Annotated in this window: 25 protein-coding genes; 8 read left to right on the top strand and 17 right to left on the bottom strand. The window is 43.9% G+C overall.

Going from position 1 to position 24,528, the window contains the following annotated elements; all coding sequences use genetic code 11:
• From ABD894_RS13900 to ABD894_RS13885, 4 genes are all read right to left on the bottom strand, one after another.
• A complete protein-coding gene (locus tag ABD894_RS13900) occupies nucleotides 1–711 on the bottom strand; it encodes a carboxypeptidase-like regulatory domain-containing protein (RefSeq protein WP_345211652.1) in 711 nt (236 codons plus the stop codon).
• Between the two features lie 407 nt (nucleotides 712–1,118).
• Entirely contained in the window at nucleotides 1,119–1,808 is a 690-nt protein-coding gene (locus ABD894_RS13895) for a response regulator transcription factor (protein ID WP_345211651.1), read from the bottom strand.
• Nucleotides 1,809–1,810: 2 nt separating this feature from the next.
• A complete protein-coding gene (locus ABD894_RS13890; RefSeq protein ID WP_345211650.1) occupies nucleotides 1,811–3,436 on the bottom strand; it encodes a sensor histidine kinase in 1,626 nt (541 codons plus the stop codon).
• An 18-nt stretch (nucleotides 3,437–3,454) separates the two neighbouring features.
• Nucleotides 3,455–5,311: an alpha/beta hydrolase family protein gene (locus ABD894_RS13885; protein WP_345211649.1), complete on the bottom strand. Its 1,857-nt coding sequence runs from the start codon at nucleotides 5,309–5,311 to the stop codon at nucleotides 3,455–3,457.
• 179 nt (nucleotides 5,312–5,490) lie between these two features.
• Here ABD894_RS13885 and ABD894_RS13880 point away from each other — a divergent pair, with 179 nt between their 5' ends.
• The 8 genes from ABD894_RS13880 (at nucleotide 5,491) to ABD894_RS13845 (ending at nucleotide 13,815) form a co-directional block, all read left to right on the top strand.
• Nucleotides 5,491–7,299, top strand: a complete 1,809-nt coding sequence (locus ABD894_RS13880; protein ID WP_345211648.1) for a tetratricopeptide repeat protein — start codon at nucleotides 5,491–5,493, stop codon at nucleotides 7,297–7,299.
• 23 nt (nucleotides 7,300–7,322) lie between these two features.
• Nucleotides 7,323–7,622: a DUF4286 family protein gene (locus ABD894_RS13875; protein WP_345211647.1), complete on the top strand. Its 300-nt coding sequence runs from the start codon at nucleotides 7,323–7,325 to the stop codon at nucleotides 7,620–7,622.
• Between the two features lie 224 nt (nucleotides 7,623–7,846).
• Nucleotides 7,847–8,131: a hypothetical protein gene (locus ABD894_RS13870; RefSeq protein ID WP_345211646.1), complete on the top strand. Its 285-nt coding sequence runs from the start codon at nucleotides 7,847–7,849 to the stop codon at nucleotides 8,129–8,131.
• Between the two features lie 152 nt (nucleotides 8,132–8,283).
• The gene (locus ABD894_RS13865; RefSeq protein WP_345211764.1) at nucleotides 8,284–9,381 is read left to right on the top strand and encodes a vWA domain-containing protein; all 1,098 of its coding nucleotides are present in this window, start codon (nucleotides 8,284–8,286) and stop codon (nucleotides 9,379–9,381) included.
• 87 nt (nucleotides 9,382–9,468) lie between these two features.
• Nucleotides 9,469–10,977, top strand: coding sequence for a sigma 54-interacting transcriptional regulator (locus ABD894_RS13860; RefSeq protein WP_345211645.1), 1,509 nt, complete (start codon nucleotides 9,469–9,471; stop codon nucleotides 10,975–10,977).
• A gap of 9 nt (nucleotides 10,978–10,986) precedes the next feature.
• Nucleotides 10,987–12,270 (top strand): metallophosphoesterase, encoded by a 1,284-nt coding sequence (locus ABD894_RS13855; protein ID WP_345211644.1) that lies wholly within the window; start codon nucleotides 10,987–10,989, stop codon nucleotides 12,268–12,270.
• Nucleotides 12,271–12,293: 23 nt separating this feature from the next.
• The gene (locus ABD894_RS13850; protein ID WP_345211643.1) at nucleotides 12,294–13,184 is read left to right on the top strand and encodes a UbiA prenyltransferase family protein; all 891 of its coding nucleotides are present in this window, start codon (nucleotides 12,294–12,296) and stop codon (nucleotides 13,182–13,184) included.
• On the top strand, nucleotides 13,174–13,815 hold the full coding sequence (locus ABD894_RS13845; protein WP_345211642.1) for a class I SAM-dependent methyltransferase: 642 nt from the start codon (nucleotides 13,174–13,176) through the stop codon (nucleotides 13,813–13,815). Before ABD894_RS13850 ends, ABD894_RS13845 begins: the two co-directional genes overlap by 11 nt.
• Nucleotides 13,816–14,243: 428 nt before the next feature.
• Here the strand turns inward: ABD894_RS13845 and ABD894_RS13840 are convergent, their stop codons facing one another.
• From ABD894_RS13840 to ABD894_RS13780, 13 genes are all read right to left on the bottom strand, one after another.
• Nucleotides 14,244–15,050, bottom strand: coding sequence for an OmpA/MotB family protein (locus ABD894_RS13840; RefSeq protein ID WP_345211641.1), 807 nt, complete (start codon nucleotides 15,048–15,050; stop codon nucleotides 14,244–14,246).
• A gap of 4 nt (nucleotides 15,051–15,054) precedes the next feature.
• Nucleotides 15,055–15,717 (bottom strand): DUF2461 domain-containing protein, encoded by a 663-nt coding sequence (locus tag ABD894_RS13835; protein WP_345211640.1) that lies wholly within the window; start codon nucleotides 15,715–15,717, stop codon nucleotides 15,055–15,057.
• Entirely contained in the window at nucleotides 15,695–16,102 is a 408-nt protein-coding gene (locus tag ABD894_RS13830) for a DUF983 domain-containing protein (RefSeq protein WP_345211639.1), read from the bottom strand. The genes ABD894_RS13835 and ABD894_RS13830 overlap by 23 nt, the downstream gene beginning before the upstream one ends.
• Nucleotides 16,103–16,120: 18 nt before the next feature.
• Complete coding sequence (locus ABD894_RS13825; protein WP_345211638.1) at nucleotides 16,121–16,399, bottom strand: hypothetical protein; 279 nt, start codon at nucleotides 16,397–16,399, stop codon at nucleotides 16,121–16,123.
• Nucleotides 16,400–16,425: 26 nt separating this feature from the next.
• Complete coding sequence (locus tag ABD894_RS13820; protein ID WP_345211637.1) at nucleotides 16,426–16,998, bottom strand: DUF420 domain-containing protein; 573 nt, start codon at nucleotides 16,996–16,998, stop codon at nucleotides 16,426–16,428.
• A 9-nt stretch (nucleotides 16,999–17,007) separates the two neighbouring features.
• Nucleotides 17,008–17,667: an SCO family protein gene (locus ABD894_RS13815; RefSeq protein WP_345211636.1), complete on the bottom strand. Its 660-nt coding sequence runs from the start codon at nucleotides 17,665–17,667 to the stop codon at nucleotides 17,008–17,010.
• A gap of 38 nt (nucleotides 17,668–17,705) precedes the next feature.
• On the bottom strand, nucleotides 17,706–18,053 hold the full coding sequence (locus ABD894_RS13810) for a cytochrome C oxidase subunit IV family protein (protein WP_345211635.1): 348 nt from the start codon (nucleotides 18,051–18,053) through the stop codon (nucleotides 17,706–17,708).
• A gap of 19 nt (nucleotides 18,054–18,072) precedes the next feature.
• Nucleotides 18,073–18,786, bottom strand: a complete 714-nt coding sequence (locus ABD894_RS13805) for a cytochrome c oxidase subunit 3 (protein WP_345211634.1) — start codon at nucleotides 18,784–18,786, stop codon at nucleotides 18,073–18,075.
• A 21-nt stretch (nucleotides 18,787–18,807) separates the two neighbouring features.
• Nucleotides 18,808–19,392 (bottom strand): cytochrome c oxidase subunit 3, encoded by a 585-nt coding sequence (locus tag ABD894_RS13800; protein ID WP_345211633.1) that lies wholly within the window; start codon nucleotides 19,390–19,392, stop codon nucleotides 18,808–18,810.
• On the bottom strand, nucleotides 19,392–20,252 hold the full coding sequence (cyoE, locus tag ABD894_RS13795; RefSeq protein WP_345211632.1) for a heme o synthase: 861 nt from the start codon (nucleotides 20,250–20,252) through the stop codon (nucleotides 19,392–19,394). The genes ABD894_RS13800 and cyoE overlap by 1 nt, the downstream gene beginning before the upstream one ends.
• A complete protein-coding gene (locus ABD894_RS13790; RefSeq protein ID WP_345211631.1) occupies nucleotides 20,249–21,310 on the bottom strand; it encodes a COX15/CtaA family protein in 1,062 nt (353 codons plus the stop codon). Before ABD894_RS13790 ends, cyoE begins: the two co-directional genes overlap by 4 nt.
• Nucleotides 21,311–21,395: 85 nt before the next feature.
• Entirely contained in the window at nucleotides 21,396–23,279 is a 1,884-nt protein-coding gene (locus tag ABD894_RS13785) for a cytochrome c oxidase subunit I (RefSeq protein ID WP_345211630.1), read from the bottom strand.
• Between the two features lie 21 nt (nucleotides 23,280–23,300).
• A complete protein-coding gene (locus ABD894_RS13780) occupies nucleotides 23,301–24,482 on the bottom strand; it encodes a cytochrome c oxidase subunit II (protein WP_345211629.1) in 1,182 nt (393 codons plus the stop codon).
• Nucleotides 24,483–24,528 lie beyond the last annotated feature (46 nt).

Genomic DNA, 24,528 nt, shown 5'->3' with positions numbered 1-24,528 from the left:
TTACAACCTAAAATCACTCGGTAATTTTTCAGACACCAGGAAATACCTCCCGGCCTCTTGAAAAAGCCTGGCACGGTTAGCTTTCCATTTTTTCATTTCGTCTGGCGTACCGGGGAGTTCTTCAAAAAAGATCTGATAATGCCAAGATCCGTGATTAGCGCCATAGTTGCTTTTGGTGAGCAATACTTTAACCATGTACCCCAAAGCGCGGTTCTCCACCTCTATAAGGCCATTCGACCAGGCCGATAATTCTTCCTTTTCTTTGTCATAGCTAAATTTCAGCACTTCACTATTCAGTATTTTGCACTTGCGGCCATATTCAGAGTTTCCTATAAACCGCTTCACAAACATTTTATGATTCCGTGCCCAATCTTTCGGAATCTGAACGCTGACTTCATCCAGGGAAGTGACCTGCGGCTTCAGGCTGATATCTACAGAAACATCACCGGCACCTACTGAAATATTCTGACTAAATTTTTCAAAGCCAACCATGGTCACTATCAGCAGGTATTTGCCCGGCTTTAAACCCCTGAGTGTAAAAGTGCCGTCGTCATTGGCGCTGGTGCCGTAAGATGTTTCCGTTAAAAATATACTGGCTTTGGGCAAGGCAGTCTTGCTTTCTGCATCGATAACTTTGCCGCTGATAGTGCCGCTTTGGGCAAAAGTTAACACCGGCGCTATCAGGAATAGGATGATCAAAGGTAAACGCATACCATTAAGACAAGGAAGATGAGTTATGGTTTAAGTTGATAGTCAATAAATTAAAGCACTGTGAAACCCCGTCAACTCAATTCCCGTGACATATCCGTCAACTTAAGGTTTAAGCAAATCGTATAACTAACTCACCCGGTCTACGCTTCGCTGGACCGCCCTCTCTGCGCAAGCGCAAAGAGGGCAAGAAGAAACAGAAAATATATAAATCCCTCTTTCCGCTTGCGGAGAGAGGGTCGACGAGCGAAGCGATGTCGGGGTGAGTCAATATTGAGTGATTCTTAAATTAACAGCGATGCTCCCCAAGGAGGGATTTTGGAAAAATCTCCCTAAAACCAAATTGCCCAATACCGAACTTTTTTAATTCGATATTGGGCATTGTATCTTCAGTAGTATAATCAAATATTCTATTCGTAAGCAAACTTGTAGCCTATGCCACGCACCGTTTGCAGGTATTGCGGCGAATCGGGGTTGGCTTCTATTTTTTTGCGGAGACGTACAATGTGCATGTCTAATGTGCGGGTATTTACATCGGCATTGTAGCCCCATACTTCCATCATTAGTTCCTCGCGATTAATTACCTTGTTCTTATTTTTCAGGAAGTAGAGCAATATGCGATTCTCCAGTATGGTCAGCTCAACCTTGCGGCCGTCTTTTATCAGCAGGTGGGTATTTGGCTGATGCTCCATATTGGCAAACTTGTACGATTCGGCCTTTTCGCTGTTGAGCGAAAATTTGATCTTGTTATCTATCATGGCCACCAGCACATCCATATTAAACGGCTTGGTAATATAGTCGGATACGCCGAAATTGTAGGCCTCTATCTTATCCACATCCTGCGCCTTGGCGGTCATCATAATAATCAGCTTATCAAAACCCTGGTTACGCACGTTGGTACACACATCCGAGCCTTGTTTACCGGGCAGCATCCAGTCGAGCAGTACAATATCCGGTGTTTCTTCCAGTATCATTTTTTCGGCATCGTCGCCATTACCGGCTTCAAACACCTTGTAACCTTCGGAGTGCAGGCGCTCTGCTACCAAAAAACGCAGGTTTTCATCGTCTTCAACCAGCGCAATTTTAATTTCTTTACTCATTATTATGTTTGATATGGGAGTGTAACAATAAATTCCGACCCTTGGTTTACTTTACTTTTAACTGTTATGTCCCCGTGCATAAAATTAACCAGTTCTTTACAAAAAGCCAAACCCAGCCCAACGCTGCCATTTTGGTTATATTGGTTTTCGAGCCTGTAAAATTTTTTAAATATATTATTTAATTCTGTTTTAGGTATACCTATGCCCTTATCAGCAAACGAAAATAAAATGTTCTTCTTTTCGTGGCTAATGGTGATCAGCAATTCTTTGTTCTGCGGATGCGAATACTTGTAGGCATTCTCAATCAAATTCTGAAAAACGCTACCCAGCAGCACCGGGTCGGTATAAAAGAAATTGGTATCGTTTATAACCAGATCCAGCTTAAAGTTAGGGTATTTAATTTTAAAGGTATCAATATAGCTCCGGGCGAAACTCTCCACATCTACCCCCTCGCGTTTAATCACTATCGACCGGTTCTCTAATTGCGTAAAAGAGAGCAAGCGGTTCATCAGGTCGTTCAACTTATCGGCCTCTTCGTCCAGTATCTTGCCATAATGTTTCAGTTGCCGGTCGCTTAGTTCACTTTCGCCGCGCAAGTTTGAGCCTGCAATTTTTATAACGCTTACCGGCGTTTTAAACTCGTGGGTAAAGTTGTTTATAAAATCGTATTGCAGCTTAAACAGCTTTAAGTTAATGCTCAGGTTACGATAGATCAACCAGCCGGTAAGCACCACAAAAAAGTAAATGAGCAACACCAGGCCGCCAATAGGCATAAAACGGCGGTTCATTTCGGCCTGCAAATGGGTTTTATCTGATATAAAATAAAGCTTAAAGTTAGAGAACGCTCCCGACAGCGCCACGTCTGTAACCAGCTTATCGCCGGCTATATCCAGCGGATCGTACACCACGGGTTGTATGCTTATGTGCTGGTAAAGCTCCGGGTGCGGATTACGTATGTTAAGGTAATTGGGGTCGAGCAGAAAAGTGAGCATGTTCTGCTTAAAAAATACCGACGAGCTACCGCTTTTACGCAGTTCCTGGTACATTTTAATATCCTGCCGGCGCGGTACGTTGAGGTAAGATATTTTGTCGGGCTTTACATCGTAAAATGTTTTAAACACTTCATCCTGCGAGGGTACGCTCAATGTATCGGCGGTTGATATAAAGCGGTTCAGCTTATAGGCCATCTGCATAAAATCGTCTTCATTACCTGCCCTGCTTTTGGCGGCGATGATCTTCCCTCCCGACGGCCTGAACTGTGTTACCGATTTCAAGGAGATACCTAACGGTGCCTGTGCATCACGCTTTGCCCCAATTTGTATATCGTAAAATATCACCCGGCGCACAAAGGCATAATTATTCAGTACCGATGTAGCGTAATGCGCTGCCGAAGATGAATCGAGAAAGCCCTGGTATGAGGTTATTTCGGGTATTTTATTCTGAAAGAAATCAGTATACGGCTTGGTAGTTTGCTCCAGTACATCTATCTTTTTTGAAGCGAACTCATTTTCAACATATTTACCCGTTAAATTATACGCCGTAATAAACGCGATAACCAATATGATAGATATCAATATCAGGAATACGATGATCAGCGAAAAATTTTTCCGGTAAACATTTTTTTGCATTACCACAATTTACGGGTTTTAATGCCTTACACCTAAGTTACTGCTCAGGAATTTCTCTATCTCGGTGTACATTTCCAGCCTGTTAGCTTCGCTTTTGAAATAGCCTCGCTCGTTATCCTTCAAAAAATAACTTACCGGCACATTCTTCTTGCGCAGTTCCAATACAAACTGGTTAAGCTCGGTAATGTTTGCACGAGGATCTTTTGCGCCCTGAAATATCATCAGCGGCACCTTAATTTTATCAGTATGGAAAACCGGCGAAATAGCCCGCAGTTGCTCGGCATCCGTTTCGGGGTTGCCTACCATTTCGTAGGTCATTTTAAGGTACGGCTTAAAAAATGGGGGCGTATCCTTTATAAACGTAAAGAAGTTGATCAACCCGTTTTGTACCACTGCGCATTTATACAGGTCGGGATTGAACGATACGCCATACAAGGCCGAAAAGCCGCCAAAGCCGCTGCCATAAATGGCCACCTTTTGACCATTGGCAATATTTTGAGCGATGAGCCATTTTACACCATCGGTAATATCCTGCTGTATCTTACCCCCTACCTGTTTGTAACCGGCACTCTGAAAAGCCTTGCCATAGCCCGATGACCCACGGAAATTAACCTGCAACACAGCATAGCCCCTGTTGGCTAAAAATTGCACATCGGCATTGTAACCCCAGGTGCTGCGCGCCCATGGCCCGCTGTGCGGCATTACCACCAGCGGCAGGTTAGTTTGTTTTTTCCCTTGCGGCAGGGTGAGATAGCCGTTGATCAATAGACCGTCGCTGGCTTTATAGGCAATGGGTTTCATATCGCAAAGCGAGGCCGCGTTAAGGCTCGAATTGATATCGCCCAATTTTTTCAACTGGCCCGAAAGCTTATCATACAAAAAGTACGATCCCGGGTTATGATCCGAATAAGCCAGTACTATAAATTTATTTTCGGCGGTATCGCGGTCAACCACACGTATTTCGTTACCCTTCAGTTCGCTTGAAAGCCTGTTGTAAACCAGGCGCAAGCTGTCGTTAAAAAATTTCTTCTGCGGCTTGGCTTCATCCCACGATAAATAATCCAGCCGGTGTTTGGTTTTGTAGTACTCCACATTCATCACATCGGCCTTATCGCTTTGGTAAATGGTGCGGGTTTGCTTGCCGGTGAGGGCATCTATCTCTACCAGCGCCATTTTATCGCGGTTTACGTTAGAGAGCGCGTAAAACAATTCGCCTTTGCCGGTAAAGGCCACGGGTTTAACCGCGTCTTTAAAGTTATTTATAATGATGGGCTTAAACTTGCTAAAATCATCTTTACGGTAAAGGATGGTGGCGTTCACCCCGTCGGACGCGCGGGCCAGTTTGATCTTGCCATTTTCATCCGGGAACCATTCGGTAACATCGCCGGGATTTTGAATATACAGCGTTAGCGCGCCGGTATTGATATTTAAACGGTAAATATCAAGCACACCTTCATCGCGCTTATTCATGCTCACGGTAATTACGTCGGGCGTGGCACGGCTGCGGTTAAGCAAGCGGAATTTCACCTTATGCTCGGCTATAATAGTGCGCTTGCGCAGCGTGCGCATATCCATAACAAACATTTTCAGGCTGTCGGTAGCTACTACATCCTGGCTAAAAATGATCTGGTTATTATAGGTCCAAAAGTAATCGTTAACGGAGTTATCGCTAAAGTTGGTCGCCATAAAACCCTTACCATCCGCCAGCGATTGTATAAACAGGTTTTGCTTGCTTTTGTACGCTTTCAGGTACGATACATATTTACCGTCGGGCGATATCTTGTAGAAAGTTTTTTCGGGGGTTTTAAAAAAATCGCGAATAGGTATCTTCTCCGGGCTATTATCCTTGCAGGAAAACACAGCGGTTAGCGTCACAACACAAATCAATATTCTTAAACGAGCCAGCATGTTATAATTGTAGGCGATATTCGGTTAAATTAAAACAAAATATGATGATAAGGGGGCAATGTCACTACAATTTTACCCATGCAGTATTTTATTACTTTATACGTACGTTAATAATGCTTTGATACTAATTAACTATTTTTGGATAGATGAAGCAACTGTTTGTATTATTTATTTTAAGCCTGCTGTTTTGCAGCCCGCTGCTGGCACAAAACGAGGACATGCAGCTTGCCCAGCAGTATGCCGCAAGCGGCGACAACCAAAAAGCGGCCGATATTTATCAAAAGCTGTACAAACAAAATAACGAAGCTTTTTATCCTTATTATATCAACAGTCTGTTTACCCTTAAAAAATTCGACGAAGCGGAGGCCATCACCAAAAAGCTGATGAAGAAGCACCCCGAGCAGGCCGAATACATTATGAAACTGGCCGTTATTTACGAGCAGCAGGGCAATACCGATAAAGCCACCGCCATTTACGATAACATATTAAAGAACCTCCCAGCCGATAATACAGCCATCGTTACCACGGGAATGCAGTTTTACCAGGCGGGTAATAATGATTATGCCATAAAAACTTTTCAGCAAGGGCGTAAGCTGCTGGGTAACGATGCCATGTTCAGCCAGGAATTGCTCACGCTTTACCGCTTTAAGCGCGACAAGGCAAACCTTACCGAAGAATACCTCAACTTTTTGCCCAAAAACCCCGGCTACATTAACCAGGCACAAAACACACTGGCCGGGCTATATGATGGCTCGGCAGATTATGCCATACTGAAATCGGCTTTATTTAAGCGAATACAGAAAGATCCGCAGCAGCCCATTTATGCCGATATGCTTACCTGGGCATTTTTACAGCAAAAAGATTTTGAACAGGCATTGAACCAGGCATTGGCGCTAAACCGCCGCGCCAATAATAACGATAACAGCATTTTTGAACTGTGCGGCACTTTGGTGTCCAACCAGGCTTACGATACTGCCATCCGTGGTTATGAGTATTTGGTTAGCAAGGGCAAGGAGAGCGATCTCTATATTTCATCGAAGGTAGAACTCATCAACGCTAAAAACTTAAAGGTAACATCGGGCAAATACCTGCCTGCCGATCTGTTGAGTTTGGAGCAGGACTATATCAGCCTGCTTACCGAGTTCGGTAAGAACAGGAATACTGCCTTTGCTATGCAAAAACTGGCCAACCTGCAAGCCCTTAAAATGCACAAATATGCCGACGCGCAAAAACTGCTGGAAGAAGCCATTGCCCTGCCCGGCATCAGCGTACAATTAATGGCCCATTGCAAACTCGACCTTGGTGATATTTACCTGCTCAATGGCAAACCCTGGGATGCTACCCTGCTGTATAGCCAGGTTGAAAAAAGCATGAGTAATACCGATGTAGGCCAGGATGCCAAGCTGCGCAACGCCAAACTGGCCTATTATACCGGCGATTTTGTTTGGGCCAAAGGTCAGCTGAATGTACTTAAGGCAGCCACTTCGCAACTCATAGCTAACGATGCCCTTAACCTGCAACTCTTAATATCCGACAATACCGCTGCCGACAGCGCGGGCAATGCCCTCAAGATGTATGCCCATGCCGATCTGCTTATTTTTGCAGGCGAACCTGAAAAGGCCTTGCGGACACTGGACAGTATCGATAAAAAATTCCCGAACAATACGCTGAATGATGATATTCTGATGGCTAAGGCTAAACTATTCATCGGCCAAAAAGAGTATGCAAACGCTGTAACCGCGCTTAAAAAGATAGTTGAAACCCATCCGCAGGATCTTTGGGGCGACGACGCCATTTTTATGTTAGGCGATATTTACGAGAATAACCTGAACGATAAGGAACTGGCCAAAACTTACTATCAAAAAATAATAACCGACTACCCGGGTAGCCTTTGGCTTAACGAAGCCCGCAAACGTTTCCGAGTATTGCGTGGCGATTCGGCCGACGCGTCATAATTTTAATTCCCTATTTTTGCAGCATGATCATATATAACGAAACCATTATTGTTGAAGAAACCACTCACCAGGAATGGCTTACCTGGATACAGCAAACACATATCCCTAAAGTGATGGAAACCGGTTTGTTTACCTCTTTCCGCATTTTAACCGTGCTCGATTCCCCTAACGAGGGCGTTACCTACTGCATACAATACGATGCCGAAAACATGGATAACGTGGGCACCTACTATAACAACCACCATCCCGACATACAGGCCGCTCATCAGCAAAAGTTTGAAAACAAATTTGTAATGTTCAGCACGTTGATGCAGGAGGTTTAGGGTATAACTCACCCGATCTTCGCTGCGCTCGACCACCCTCTCTGCGCAAGCGCAAAGAGGGATTATTAAGCTTTTCAACCTTCTTTCCACAAAGTGGAGAGAGGGTCGCCCAGCGAAGCGTAGGCGGGGTGAGTCCTCATCAATAAAAAATCTTCAAAAAAATATTTTTCCCGGTTAAACCTTCGTCTAAAATTATAGTCGGATGAGGGCATAAGCCCTAATTAATGAAACCAATCACAATTGCACTGCTAACCCTGCTGTTTTTAAGCGGCTGTACGGCATTTAGCCGGCATACATCGTCCTACCAGTTAGGGATGACGGACGCTGAGTTTATTGTCAAAAACCCAACCGCGCGTGTTGTAGAGCGATCTGTTGATTGTACAGTGTACAGACTGGATATTTACCTTAACGAGGGCTTGGTGCACAAGTACCTCTACTTTACCAACAGCAAGCTGATTAAAATACATAACGGCCCTACCGAACCCTACGCCCAGCCATCTAACCGGTAAAACACAATTAAACAGAATTTTAACCTTACCGGGCATTATAGTTAACACAGCAATAACATTTACGCTGCTTATTGTCATATCTCTTTAACAAAACCGTTACCGCTGAACTTTTACATAAAATTATGCGTTAATTTATGTTCAGAAAGGATTATATGCGCGGTTACGGATTTTCAAAGTTTACGCCCAATGAGCTACCCAAGGGCGGCTTTGACGAATTATTAAAATTATTCCTCGAATTGCTCAACTATACATCGGGCGATGCAGATGAGGCTTTGGCCTGGCTCAACGAGCTTGACAAGCAATACAATATCACCAACGACGATTATGGCATGGGCGATTTCATCGACGAGCTGAAGCAAAAAGGCTACCTCGATGAAGACAAGCAGAACGGTAACTTCAACATCACCGCCAAAACAGAGCAAAGCATCAGGCAATCGGCGCTGGAAGAAATTTTCGGCAAGCTGAAAAGATCGGGCAAAGGCAATCACCGCTCGCCGCAATCGGGCCAGGGCGACGAAAAGAACGCCGAGCGCCGTGAATTTGAGTTTGGCGATAGTTTGGATCAGATAGACATGACGCAATCTATCCACAACGCGCAGGTGAACCACGGTATCGGCGATTTTATGATGACCGAGCGCGATCTGGAGGTAGAGGAAATGGACTATAAAACCCTTACTTCTACCGTGTTGATGATCGACATTTCGCACTCCATGATATTATATGGCGAGGATAGGATAACGCCGGCTAAAAAAGTAGCCATGGCGCTTGCAGAGCTCATCCGCACCAAATACCCTAAAGACACACTGGATATTGTGGTGTTTGGTAACGATGCCTGGCCTATTACTTTGCAGGATCTGCCTTATTTACAGGTTGGCCCCTACCATACCAACACCTATGCCGGGCTCGAACTGGCTGCCGATATGCTTCGTCGCCGTAAAACGCACAACAAGCAGATCTTCATGATTACTGATGGTAAGCCTACCTGCCTTAAAGAAGGCACCAAGTACTATAAAAACAGTATTGGGCTTGACAGAAAAGTGGTAAACAAAACGCTGAACATGGCGGCACAATGCAAAAGGCTCAAAATACCTATCACCACCTTTATGATAGCTAAAGACCCCTACCTGCAACAATTTGTACGCAAGTTTACCGAAACCAACGGAGGCAAGGCTTTCTATAGCTCACTAAACGGCTTAGGCGAATACATATTTGAAGATTATATACGCAACAGGCGCAGAACGGTGAGGTAAGTCTGAACCTGAATTTATAGAATTAAAGAATTAACAGAATAGCATCAGTGAAATCACCATCAATCGGTGAAATCCAAAAAAAATATAATGACTAAAAAAATAACAGACATAACAACCCTTGGCCAGCTAAAGCAAACGGATTATAAGAGCCGTTCGGTAAAGGATGAATTGAGGGCAAACCTGATTACGCAGCTGCAAAAAAATGAGGGTGGCTTTGAGGGTATCATCGGCTTTGAAGATACGGTGATTCCCGATCTGCAAACTGCCATTCTTTCGCGCCACAATATTTTGCTGCTGGGTTTACGCGGACAGGCAAAAACCCGTATAGCGCGTTTGCTGGTAAACCTGCTTGATGAATATGTACCTTACATTGAAGGATCGGAATTGTTTGATGATCCTTTGAATCCTATATCATGGTACGGGCACAGCGTGGTTACCGAAAAAGGCGACGATACCCCTATCGCATGGGTAAACCGCTCTGAGCGTTATACCGAAAAACTGGCTACACCCGATGTTACCGTTGCCGACCTGATCGGCGATGTTGACCCGATCAAGGCAGCCACAATGAAACTGACCTATTCGGACGAGCGCGTGATCCACTTCGGATTGATCCCGCGTGCGCACCGCGGTATCTTCGTAATTAACGAACTGCCCGATCTGCAAGCCCGTATCCAGGTATCGCTGTTCAACATTCTGCAAGAAAAGGACATTCAAATTCGTGGTTTTAAACTGCGCTTGCCTTTAGATCTTCAATTCGTATTTACCGCCAATCCCGAAGATTATACCAATCGTGGTTCGATAGTAACGCCGTTGAAAGATAGGATTGAGAGCCAGATCTTAACCCACTACCCTCGCTCGGTTGAAATTTCGCGCAAAATTACCCAGCAGGAAGCATCCCTTACCCCTGAACAACGCAGCACCATTGAATCAGATGGTTTAGTGAAGGATTTGGTAGAGCAGATCGCTTTTGAGGCACGTAATTCGGAATATATCGATAAAAAATCGGGCGTATCGGCTCGTTTAACCATTTCGGCCTACGAAAACCTGATCAGCAATGCCGAGCGCCGCATGATCATTAATAACGAAAAGAGCACCACTGTACGCATTTCCGATTTCCTGGGTGTTATCCCGGCTATTACCGGTAAAATAGAACTGGTATACGAGGGCGAGCTCGAAGGCCCGGCCAAGGTAGCTAACATATTGATAGGCAAAGCGATCAAAAGCCTGCTGCTGCAATTCTTCCCCGATCCTGAAAAGGCAAAAAAATCAAAAGCGGCAAACCCGTACGCCGAAATTATCAACTGGTTTGGCAATGGCAATAACTTGTCGCTGTTAGATGGTTTAGCTGCTGCCGAATACAAAAAAGAGCTGAACTCCGTAACGGGGTTAAAAGCCTTGGTTAAACAATTCCACCCACGCCTGAGCGAAAACCAGCAGCTGTTGCTGATGGAATTTGTACTACACGGCCTGGCCGAATTTTCGCAGCTTAACAAAGGATTTTTAGATAATGGCTTCGCTTTTTCTGATATGTTCAATAGCTTGTTTAACTTGCAGCCCGATGAGGACGACCTCGATCTGGACGACGACAGGTATTAACATTAAAGAATGAACGGAAAAGGGTTAGCAATAACAATTATAAGCGTGCTGCTTTTAGTAGCCGATATTTACATTATAAGCGGCCTCAGGGGCGCGTTCAAAAAATGGCGATTTATCCAAAACAGGTATTTCGCCATTGCTTTTTACACCATATCGGTATTGCTCATTATTGGCTTGTACCTGGCTGTTTACGTTAAGCTTAACGTAGGTATAAGGGCCGCCATAATGCTGCTGTTCTTTATACAGGTGATCATTAAGGTATCGTACCTGCCCTTTGTATTCATTGATGATATCCGCAGGTTGTTCATCAGACTTAAACGCAAAAAACAACAACCGCAAACAAAACCGGCTGATACTGCTGCGCCGCAGTTCCCGCCTATCCCCCGTTCGGAGTTTTTGCTGAAGGCCGGGTTGATTGCCGGGGCTGTACCGCTTGGCGCTATGGCTTATGGTTCTATATCGGGCGCGTACGATTACCGGGTTAAATACCGTAAGTTGTACCTCACCAATTTACCAAAAGCATTTGATGGCTTAAGGCTGGGGCAAATTTCGGATATCCATTCGGGCAGTTTGTTTAAAAAGAAAGCCGTAGTTGGCGGCGTTGAAATGCTGATGCGTGAAAAGGCCGACATGATATTTTTTACCGGCGACCTGGTAAACGACATGACCAGCGAAATGCGCGACTACCAGGACATCTTCAATAAGGTAAAAGCGCCGCTGGGTGTATACTCTACCCTCGGGAATCACGATTATGGCGACTATGCCTGGTGGCCCGATGCGGCTGCCAAGCGCAAAAACCTCGACGATATGATTGCTACCCATAAAAACCTGGGGTGGGATCTGTTAATGAACACCAATCGCCGCTTAAAGGTAGATGGTGAAGAGATTGGCATTTTAGGCATCGAAAACTGGGGAGAATTGAGCCGTTTCCCTAAATATGGTCGCATGGATCTCGCCGTAAAAGACACCGGCGACCTGCCCGTAAAACTATTGCTCTCGCACGATCCATCACATTGGCGGGCACAGGTTTTAAAAGATTATCCGCAGATAGATGCCATGTTTTCGGGCCATACACACGGTATGCAGTTTGGCGTACAAACCGAGCAATTTCAGTGGAGCCCGATAGAATATGTGTACCGTGAATGGGCCGGTTTTTACCGCGAAGGCGCGCAGCAATTGTACGTAAATGTGGGTTATGGCTTTTTAGGCAGCACCGGCAGAATTGGAATATTGCCGGAGATAACGATATTTGAATTAAAAGCCGGGCAAGACCCGAATTTACCTAAAGCGTAAACCTTGCAGGCTGTTAACCAATCATGAAGAAACTGCTACAGCCTATACTCGATTTCCTGCTTTTCAGCAATGTGTTTATGGCTTTATGTGCTGTGGCGCAGGGGCTGGTCACGTTCCACCTCATTGGGGCGAAACCGGTGTTCGCGGTGCTGGCCTTACTGTTTACCTCTACATTGGGTATCTATAATTTTTGCATACTTATTACCCGCCCAAAATATCCCGAAAAGTCCCCCTATGTAAGGGTACGCTGGTTTTTTAGTCATTATAGGCTGATGGTGAGTTTTACCATTATTTGCCTGCTCTCGCTTGCGCCATTGTTTTTCATGGTGGGTACGGCCTCAAAAATATTGCTGGTATTTATGGGGATAGTTTCCGTTTGTTACGGCTTGCCCCTGTTTACCCTTGGCGATCAAAAGTTCGGCCTGCGTAACATCCCCGGTCTGAAGCCCTTTTTAATAACCTCGGTTTGGGTATTAAGCTGCGTGCTGTTACCCATCCTCGAAGCGCAGGTTAGGCATATTGCCGATGTATCCATGCGCGATATGGTTATTCTATCCGCCAAGCGCTTTTTATTTATCGGCGCGCTCACGGTGCCCTTTGATATCCGCGACCTCTTCCAGGACCGTCAATCGGGCCTCAAAACCATTCCCGTAGTTTGGGGCGAAAGGAATGCCTACCTGTTTTGCCAGTTCCTGTTGGCGGGCTATATAGTGCTGCTCTTCCTGTTCAGGCATAACGGCTTTAATACCGATTTTTTCGCCCTTACTTTCACCGTTGTGCTCACCGGCTGGCTCATTTTCCGCTCAACCTGGGAAAAGAATGAGTATTACTATTTCTTTTATTTAGATGGGGTGCTGATACTGCAATACGTGTTTGTAGCCGCTTTCAGCTTGATCAACAACCATGGCCTCTAATTACGATAGCTCCGCCGGTTTTTATGATTGGCTATCGCGATTGGTGTATGGCAATGCCCCCATAAAAGCACAGCAATACCTGCTGCCACTTATCCCCGCAAATGCGCATGTACTTATCATTGGCGGCGGCACCGGGCGAATTATTGAAGATATAGCGGTGGTACACCCATCAGGGCTGCATATCACCTATGTGGAACTTTCCGCTAAAATGACGGTACTATCCCAAAAACGAAATGCGGCAGGCAATACCATTACATTTATTAACAACGCCGTGGAAAACGTAAATATGCCGCAGCATTTTGATGTAGTGATCACCCCTTTCCTATTAGACAACTATACAGACGAAAAACTAAGCCCCACCTTCAAACATATCGACAGCCTCTTAAAACCAGGCGCGCTATGGCTCGATACCGATTTCCAGTTAACCGGCAAATGGTGGCAATGGTTGCTTTTAAACAGCATGATCGTGTTTTTCAAGCTTCTTAAAAGTATTGATTCCACCAAATTACCTGATGCCCGTAAATTATTTACTGATTATGGGTATACCGTTGTTGACGAGAAAGAGTTTTATGGTAGGTTTATGGTAACGAGGGGATATAGGAAAAAAACTCATAAAATAACCTCTAATTAGCAATAGCTATAATCCCCCACTGTCATGCTGAGGTACGAAGCATCTATTGTTATAGCAGTTCTTCGTTAGGAATGGTTGTGCTATTATGAATGTTAGTGGATGTGACTTTCTTTTTTCTCTCAAAAAAGAAAGTCACCAAAGAGAAACTGAGCGTAGCGATCTCATGAACGCCTTAAAAACGAATAACCGTGAATAACATCGCGGCTGCGCAAGGAATTATTAACGTTCGTGCTTAGGCAGGGACAGCGCTACCCATTCCTTGCGATGCCGCATTTTTAGGATATGTCAGCTCTGTGCTTTTGTTTGGCGCAGATCATTTCAAACTCAAAATAAAAACGTCATTGCGAACGCAGTGAAGCTATCTCTAAACTATGCAGAGGCATTGCTTCACCACGTGCAATGACGCGTGAAAGGAGTTTAAAAACTCTTTATTTCGTTATCAAATTATACAGCTCATCCAATTTTGGCGAGAGCACAATTTCTATACGCCTGTTACGTGCACGGGCTTCGTTGGTGCCTGCCAAGTCGATAGGCTGGTACTGGCTTTTGCCGGTCGCGGTGATACGTTGCGGATCTATCTTCTCTACTTCGGTAAGGTAGCGGCTAACAGAGGTTGCACGCAGTACGCTCAAATCCCAGTTATCTTTGATCTGCCCGAGGCTGATCACCTTTTTATCATCGGTATGGCCTTCTACTGATATATTGATATCGGTTTCTTTATTTAATACTACGGCCAGTTGTTGCAGGGCTTGCTTACCCTTATCGTCAATCACAATACTGCCCGACGGGAACAACAGTTTATCGGTAAGCGATACATATACTTTACCATTGCGGATATCAACCGTTAAACCGCTGGCCTGGAAACCAAGCAGCGCTTTTTGCAGCTTATCGCGCAGGGCGTTGGTGGCTTCGTCGCGTTTACGCAAAATATCTTCTACTTCTTTCAGGCGGGCTTCACGTTTTTGCAGGTCGGCAGAGAGTTGGTTTACCTTGCTTGATGTCGCCTTTAAATTACCATTAACGGTGTTGTAGTTACTTTGCAAATCGGCCAGTTCTTTATGGATGCGTGAGCTATCGGCACGCAGGCGGGCGAGCTCTTCTTCCAGCGTACTGGTACGGTTGGTTAACGAATCAATTTGCGCCAGCATGGCTTTGTGCTTTTTGGGCGACATTACCACGCATGCTTGTAATGCCATCAACAGGAACGCGGCTAAAAAAAGGTGTTTTATCTTCATAATATTAAGCAATTGCGTTATTTATAAATACATTAAGCGGATAGATCTTACTGCAAAGGTCGGCCACGTTTTTAACCAGGTCTTTTTGCAATAGTTCCTTATCCTCCAAATTACGGAAAGCGATAAAGCTTTTCAGCTTCAGCAGTTCAATATTTTCGTTATCTGCCGCATAATCGCGCGGTAAGGTCTTCAATTTCTCCTGGTCGCGAAAGTTGCCGAATAGTTTGACAAAGCCGGGTTCGTCAACTATACTTTTAAGCTCATGAGCGTTATAATCAATTTCCTGCCTTATGGCTTTCAGGTGCGCGGCTTCGGGCATCCAGTAGCCACCGGCTACAAAAGCCTTAGCAGGCTCAATGTGGATATAATATTCTGATCCGCGTACGCCTTTGGCTTGTCGCGATAAGCTGATGCCGAAATTGCGTTTATACGGTGTTTTATCCGGACTGAAGCGTACATCGCGGTAAATGCGCATTACGCATTTCTTAGGGTCGAGGTTTTCATCAACCGCCGGATCAATCTTGTGGACCTCTTTTATCAGTTCGCCGGTAAAATCAATAACATTCTCGCGGGCCTTATCGTGCCGCGGTTTATTATCCATAAACCATTCGCGATTGTTATTTACCGTTATATCCTTTAAAAAATCAAGTGTTTCCTTTGTTATCATCGGTATCTAAATAAGGCTGGTAGTGTATCTTGGGCGATAACCAGTACAGCAATATTACACGTGAATATCTGAAATTTATTGGTGCCAGCAAAAAGCATCCGCCTAAAATGGCACATGTGTACAACCATGGCGAATCGGCATTATGCGTGAGCGTGTAGGTGGCTATAACAATACCAACAGCTTCGGCAATGTTAAGGGCGTAACTTACATACATGGCAGCGTAAAAGTAACCGGGTTCAATTTCAAACATCAGTCCGCAATGCGGACAGCGTTCATTGATCTTGTTACTACCGAAAGAGTACATACCACCCACAAACATTTTTCCCCGGCGGCATCGCGGACATTTTGCATGTAGCATTGCCCATGCTTTTGGAGTTTGGGCCATAGCTGCTGTTTTTATAAATTAGTTAAGATGCAGCTTCTCGGTACTGCGCATCTGGATAGTAACGTTTTTACGACGGTATTTTTTATACCATACAAAACCTACAATAGCAACGGCTATATATGGCATAGCCAATAAGTACATGATACCGCTGTTAAGTCCGCTGGTTTTAGTGTCGCCGCTGGCGTTATTTGTTTCAACCGCAGCGGTACACGCCGCGCATTGCGCTACTGCTTTTTGTGTGGTTACTACCGATAACGATAATACCACCAAAATCAATAATATTCTTAATGCCTTCATCACTGTAAAATTAACGAATTAATAACTTAAAAGTTGTACCAGGGCGATATCATTAAATAAACAATTACGCCCGTAACGGTTACATACAGCCATATCGGGAACGTCCAGCGTACCAGTTTGCGGTGTTTCTCTACCTGCATTTGCAAACCGCGGTAAAAACTCATTAGAACCAATGGCAATACACCTGCGGCCAATATAATGTGGGTAACCAATATCACGTAGTAAACATAACGTATACCTCCCGCAGCGGTCTTTTCGGCTTCACTTACTATGCCATTATGATCGGCATCGCCATATTTAGTTTCGGGCGCCAGGTAATGGAACCCTATGTACGATACCAGGAATAATGCCGACAGGCAAAACGTTAAAATATTGATGCGCTTGTGCAGGGTGATGTTGCCTTTTTTAATATAGTATAACGATACCAGCAGCAATACGCTGCACGTACCGTTAAGTATGGCATTCAGCTTGGGTAAAAAGTAGGTGAACGATGGCAATACGGCAGGCGCAGGTATAATTTTGCGGTTAAGTATTACCACTACCAAAAACACAAATATGGATACGGCGGCTACAAACCTGAATATAAACTTATCTGTCATTACTTGTTTTTAATTAGGGGCTTTGATCTTTCTTAATTCTTCGGATATCAGCACTTTTATCTCATCGTTAAGCCGGGCGATCTCCTGTATCTTATTGCCCGGGTAATATCCGCGGATGCGTTTTTCAGCATCGATCAGCACCAGCTTATCGTTAAATACAAATTGTCCGTCGGGCATCTTCGCAGCGTTCAACAGAAAGCCGTTTTGCGCCAGGTTATATACCTGTGTGGTATCGCCTGTTAAAAAGAGCCATTTACTGGCGGGCAACTTAAACTTTTCGGCATAGTGTTTCAGCATTAAAGGCTGATCATGCTCCGGATCAACCGTAATGGATACAAACCTTACCATGTTGTTCTTTTGGTAAGTTACAGCCAGCTTACGCACGTTTTCGTTGATCACATCGCAGGCATTACCACAGCCTGTGTAAAAAAAGCTTGCAATAAATATCTTATTGGCAAATGAACTATCCGTAATTACTTTGCCCTCCTGATCGGTAAGGGTAAAGGCCGGCAGCTTATGAAATATAGTGTCGGGTATTACCGTGCCGTGAAACTTGTGGCTTGTTTTGGCAAGTACCTTAGGGCCAAAGAAAGGGAGACTTTTGTAGCGGTTTTTACCGCCTACAGTTAGTAAATAATATAAAAATCCCGGTACTGCTAATATGAGCACCAGGATTATTATTTTTTTTCCAATACCGGAATTGCGCATTATCTTGCGAAAAGAGCTACCCAGTGATGGCTTTCGTTAGTAAGTACAAGTATTAAACCGATGATGAACAATATTGGTACTACAAGCGAATATATTAAGCCTGCTTTTTCAAATTTAAGGTGCATAAAGAATGCTACAATGTAGTATGCTTTAAACAGCGTCAGCAAAATATAAACCGGGTTAGCGGTTTCTATTTTCATATGGCCTTTTGGCACCAGGTAAAGCGCTATAATGAATTCAACTACGGTTACCGCTAATAATATGGCAAATACAACCCATATTTTCTTACGGGTCATGCCTTCGTGCGCTTCGCCGTGTTCGTGATTTTCTGTATGTTCTAATGACATGATTGTATGCTTTATATTATTATACTAAATAGAAGAAGGTAAATACGAATACCCAAACAAGATCTACAAAGTGCCAGTAAAGGCCTACTTTTTCAACCATTAAGTAGCTGCCGCGTTTTTGGTAAGTACCGGCAATGGTATTTATCAAAATTACTATATTGATGATAACACCACTAAATACGTGGAAACCATGGAAACCGGTTATAGTAAAGAACAGGTTAGCAAACTGCTGTGTATAAGATGCCGATATTGTCGCATCTTTAGTAAAATACTCATTCAAATGCTCAGGGATACTGCCCCACCAAAAACCTTCGTGGTGTAAGTGGCTCCACTCAAGCGCCTGGCAACCCAGGAACATGAAACCGCCTATTACGGTAGCTACCATCCATCCTATAACTTCCTTACGGGAGTTACGATGACCGGCTTCAACTGCCAATACCATGGTAACCGAGCTCATGATGAGAATGAAGGTCATGATACCTACAAACACCAGTGGCGCGCCATGTTCAACAGAAGTTAACGGAACGGATTGGAATACGTGATCTGCCGCCGGCCAGCTAACCGCGCTAAAACGCAATGCTCCGTAAGCGATAAGTAACGATGAAAATGTGAATGCATCCGATAGCAGGAAGAACCACATCATCATTTTACCATATTCAACAGCGAAGGGAGATCTACCACCTGCCCAAGGCGTTGTTTTTACTTCATCAATTTGTGATACTGTTGTACTCATTTGTACTTGTTTGTAGATTAATTAATTCTGGTTCAAAAGTAAAAAAACATAGAGATAAATCCATATAATATCGACAAAATGCCAAAATATAGCGGACATTTCCATGTTATACAAGTTCTTAACCTGTGCTGTGTTGCGATAGCTTTTAACAAGCGTATTAACTAACAACAACAAACCGGCCAAAATGTGTATTAAATGCATTGCCGTAAACACATAAACAAATGATACGGACGCGTTGGGGTTTATAAAATAGATCTGTTTATCTATTAAAATACCCCAGCCATAAATTTGTATGGCAAAAAAGGCTATCCCTAATAATATGGTAAGCCATAAAAACATTCGTTGTTGCCCAAACTGCAATGTTTTTGCAGCTCGCGACGACAGGAACATGGTAATACTACTTACCGCAATGGTAATAGTACTGTATAAAAACACCGACGGCAGGGTTAAATTTAAAGCGTGCCCCTTACCCCCGCTGTATACAATAAACCCGCTGGTAAGCGCCGCGAAGAACATAAACGATGTGAATATGAAGATCCACATGTTAAATTTCTTGGGCGTTAGGTCGAGCTTATCTTTTTCTTGTTGTATCTGAGCCATCATCATTACACCTTTCCTATAAAATCAAATAAAAATGCCAGTTGTACTATAGGCAAATATAAAAATGAGCCGTACATTAATTTTTGTGCCGATTTAATATCGCGGTTACGCATCAAACCAAAGCCAAAGTACAAAAATATAAGGCTTACTATTAACGATATACCGCCTACCCAATAACCACCGCAACCGTAATATGTTGGCAATAAACTTACCGGCAACATAATAAGGGTGGATATAAAGGCGAAAACTGCGCTGGTGGTATCGCGCTTACCCGAAGGCAGCAGCCTGAAACCGGCCAGTTTATAATCATCATCAAGCACCCAGGCAATAGCCCAAAAATGCGGAAACTGCCATACAAACTGTATCCCGAACAAGATCAACGCTATGTAATCAATCTTAGGGTGAGCGGCCACATAACCAATAAGCGGTGGCAACGCGCCCGGTATAGCCCCTACAAATACCGCAATCGGCGATTTACGCTTAAGCGGCGTGTATAAAAACGCGTATAACACAATAGAGAATACCGATAAAAAGCCTGCCGTAGGGTTAAGCTTACCTAACAGGTAAGTACCAAATATCCCCATAAATAAGCCCATCACCAGTGCCTGGCCTGTGTTCATCCGTCCGGCAGGTATTGGCCTGTCGGCAGTACGGCGCATCAGCTTATCAAGGTCTTTCTCTATGATCTCGTTAAAGCAATTGGCTGCCGAGGTAACCAAAAAGCCACCGATGATCAGTATCACCCAATTTCCCCATACGATCTCGCCGTTCACCTTGCTGCCTATCAAAAATGATATCGACGCCGAAAACGTTACCAAAAAGGTAAGTCGTAATTTAATCAGCTTCGAAAAGTCACTCCAGCTCATCTGCGCGCCCCCTGTATATCAACCGTACGGTATAAATTTAAAACCAAATAAAATTGTGCCCCAAATATAAGGCTCGCCAACACAATATGCGCTGCCTGCGCATAAGGCGGCAGCGAAAAGTATGAAAGCAGTATGCCGGTAACTATTTGCAGCATGATCATCAAAAAGGTGAAGCTCATTAACTGCTGTTGTACCGAGTGGCGTATAAAGCCGCGACGGATCAACGCGTATAGCATCAAATTAGCCAGCAGCACCATCAGGGCAAGGTTACGGTGATTAAGAAATATCTCACCGGCGTTCTTCACCCACGATTCTCGGTAACCACCTTGAAAGTGATCGGCCACGGCATCAATTTGCTCACGCACTTCTGTCCCCATTGCTATTTGTACTACGCTTAAAGCCAAAGCGATAAAGGTAAATACATATACAATACCCTTTATTTGCAAGGGTGGTTTACCATGTGTTTTAGCCAAATGATAAGTTAAAATACAAATACCCAATATTGCCAAGGCAATAAGCATGTGTACGGTAACTATCCACGCTATCAAATTTGTTGATACCACTATTGAGCCTAACCATGCCTGAAAAACTACCAGTATCAGGTTAAAAACGCTTAATACGGGTATCCAAACATTCACCTTGCCATACTTAAATGAAAAGATGGCCAGCAGCAGTAAAAACACTCCGCTAATGGCTCCTACCAAACGGTTAACGTACTCCGTCCAGGTTTTGGCGGCGTTAAACTCTTCGGGCACCAGTATAGATTTATCGTCGCGTATGCGCTGTGCAAGGTCGCTGTAACCAAATACATCAAGCGTATGTGCAAAACGCTGATTTTTGGCCAAACGTTTATCAGCATATTGCTGCTTATAATCTTTAGGCAGCTCTGATAATTGTGTTGGGGGTATAAACTGTCCGAAACATTTAGGCCAGTCGGGGCAACCCATTCCTGAACCAGTGCTTCTAACTACACCTCCCGCCAATATCAATACAAAAAGCAGAACGATCGTGATAAGGTTGATCTTTAAAAATCTGTTTTTTGATGCGGGACTACTCATTGAATATCTTCTAAAAATTTAGGGTATCTGTTGAGGGAAAAATTTCCGGTACAGATACCCTAAAAGATCAGATCAGTAATTTAAATTATTTTACTTGTTCGTTAGCTTTTTGTGCATTTGTCCATTTGGTAAGTTCTTCCAAACCGGCAGCATTGTCTTCAAAATCATGCGGAACGTTTGAACTCATGGTTTCAGAGTAAGGTACAGTTTGCGGAATAAAATCTGCATCGTGACCCGGCTTGCTGTAATCATAAGGCCAACGGTAAACGGTTGGGATCTCGCCAGGCCAGTTACCATGTATGTGCTCAACCGGAGCAGTCCACTCTAAAGTGTTAGACTCCCATGGGTTTTGCGGCGCCTTTTTACCAAAGAATATTGAGTAAAAGAAGTTGAAAAGGAATGCAACCTGTGCCAGTGCCGACATGATAGCCGCCCAGGTAATGAATGTGTTCACTGATAACCAGCGCGACATTGATTCAAACTCGGTGAAGGCATAGTAACGGCGAGGTACACCATCCAAGCCCATAAAGTGCATTGGGAAGAATACCAGGTAAGCACCGATAAATGTTAACCAGAAGTGCAGGTAACCCAGCTTCTCGTCCATCATTTTACCGAACATTTTAGGGAACCAGTGGTAAACACCGGCAAGCATACCAAATATAGCCGCCGAACCCATTACCAGGTGGAAGTGAGCTACCACGAAGTAAGTATCGTGCAGGTTAATATCTAAGGCAGCGTTACCCAGGAATATACCTGTTAAACCACCCGATATAAAGAATGATACTAAACCGATAGCGAAAAGCATAGCAGGCGTGAACCTGATATTACCGCGCCACAGCGTAGCTAAATAGTTGAATGTTTTTACTGCCGATGGTACCGCGATGATCAGTGTAGTGATCATGAACACACCGCCAAGGAACGGGTTCATACCCGTTACAAACATGTGGTGACCCCATACGATGAACGATAGTACGGTAATACCGATCAGTGAATAAACCATCGCGTGGTAACCGAAGATCGGTTTTCGTGAGTTGGTAGTGATGATCTCTGAAGATATACCCAATGCAGGCATAATTACGATGTATACCTCCGGGTGACCCAGGAACCAGAATAAGTGCTGGAACAATATAGGGCTACCACCTTCAAAAGGCATCGCCTGACCTTGTACTACAATTTCTGATAAATAGAAGCTGGTACCAAAGCTACGGTCGAATATAAGCAATACAACACCTGCAACCAGTACAGGGAATGCCAATACACCTAATATAGCGGTAAGGAAGAAAGCCCAGATAGTTAAAGGCATTTTCCAAAGATCCATACCTTTAGTACGCATGTTCAACACAGTACTTACATAGTTGATACCACCCATTAATGATGATGCTACGAAAAGAACCATACTGATGAGCCACAAAGTCATACCTGTACCTGAACCCGGCATTGCTTTTGGTAAAGCAGATAGCGGCGGATAGATAGTCCATCCCGGACCGGCAGGGCCTTTTTCAACAAAGAAAGAGCTAAGCATGATAACGCTGGCCAAAAAGAACAACCAGTATGAAAGCATGTTCATGAATGGCGAAGCCATATCACGCGCGCCAACCTGCAATGGTATCAACAGGTTACTGAAAGTACCGCTTAAGCCGGCTGTTAGTACAAAGAATACCATGATGGTACCGTGTATAGTTACTAACGACAGGTAGAAGTTAGAATCTAAACGGCCTTCAGGTGCAAAACGACCTAACAAGGTTTCCATTAAAGGGAACGCTTTATCAGGGTAGGCTAACTGTATCCTGAATAAGATAGATAATATCATCGCGATAACAGCCATAGTAATACCTGTGATCAGGAATTGCTTGGCGATCATCTTATGATCCTGGCTGAATATATATTTGGTCAGGAAGGTATCATGATGGTGTTCGTGACCGTGTTCGTCATGATGTACTCCGTGATCCTGAACTGATAATGTTGACATATTCGCTATTATTTCTTTTTATTAATTATTAAGTGCTAACCTGCTGTTTTCTGATTCCTTTTTTGGCTCGTTTGTTTCGGCAAACTTTAAGTCTTTCTTCAACTGATCGCTCAAATAAGGTTTTTGTTGTGATATCCATTGCTGATATTCAGCTTCGGTAACCACGCGCACAATTTTTTGCATGTTGTAGTGACCACCACCGCAAATTTTGTTGCAATATAACAGGTATTGAAATTTCGGATCGTCAAGCTTGGTTTGCATCTCTTTAGTAGTGATGGTAGGCGTAAACTTGAAGAAAGTAGGTAAACCCGGTACCGCGTTCAATTGTACACGGAAGTGAGGCATGTAAACACTATGGATAACATCCTGTGCGTGTATGTTCAATCTGATCGTTTTACGTACAGGTATTACAATAGTATCGGCAGTAATATCATCAAAGCTGTTTTTATCTTTAAAGTTAACGCCTACTTTATTGGCACCGCTAACTAATTTAAAGTTGCTTTTACCCAAAACCTGATCTTTACCGGGGTAACGGATCTCCCAGGCAAACTGGTGACCGGTAACCTCAATATTTAAATCGCCTTTGGTATTAACCGAATTGGTGATTGATTGCCATGTAAAGAAACCGAATACCACTAATACGGTAAGTACTATAGCCGGTGCAATAGTCCAGATCTTTTCGATGGTATTGTTATGCGGATAGTAGTAAGCTTTACGAGCAGCATTGTGTTTGTACTTGAATACGAAACCGAACAATAGTATTTGTGTAACTACAAACACTACTACCGTTATACCAAACGTAATGAAGAACATCTCATCGGTTTTAACACCGTGGATAGATGCCGCTTCAGGCAGTATCATGGCACCTTGTACTGTAAATTCCCAGTAAGCACCTATCAATCCAAGTATCAGGAACAACAGGAAGCCAATGCCCATAATGTTATTCCAGTTAAGGGCTTTTTTACCTTGTATCTGTTGTGTCAGATCATATATCCTGAATATTTTACCAACAACGGCAACAACCAGGCACAGTACAAAAAATAACAGCACATAGTATAATGGGCCTAAGCCAACACCCGGTTTTTCATCGGTAGCGGCGGCAGTTGCAGCTTCGGCAGCCATTAGCACGTTAGTGCCAAACAGCGTCAGCATCGCAAAAAGCGAAAGTAGTTTTTTAGAATTTAGTAGTTTTCTGAATGCCATTTTACTATTTTGTTTGGTATTCTGTATTTGAGTGCAAAAATAACAA

The organism is Mucilaginibacter gynuensis, from assembly GCF_039541195.1.
In the GTDB taxonomy this organism is placed as follows: Bacteria; Bacteroidota; Bacteroidia; order Sphingobacteriales; family Sphingobacteriaceae; genus Mucilaginibacter; species Mucilaginibacter gynuensis.
Note: the sequence above shows the minus strand (reverse complement) of the source record. Positions and strands in the feature narration are given on the sequence as shown.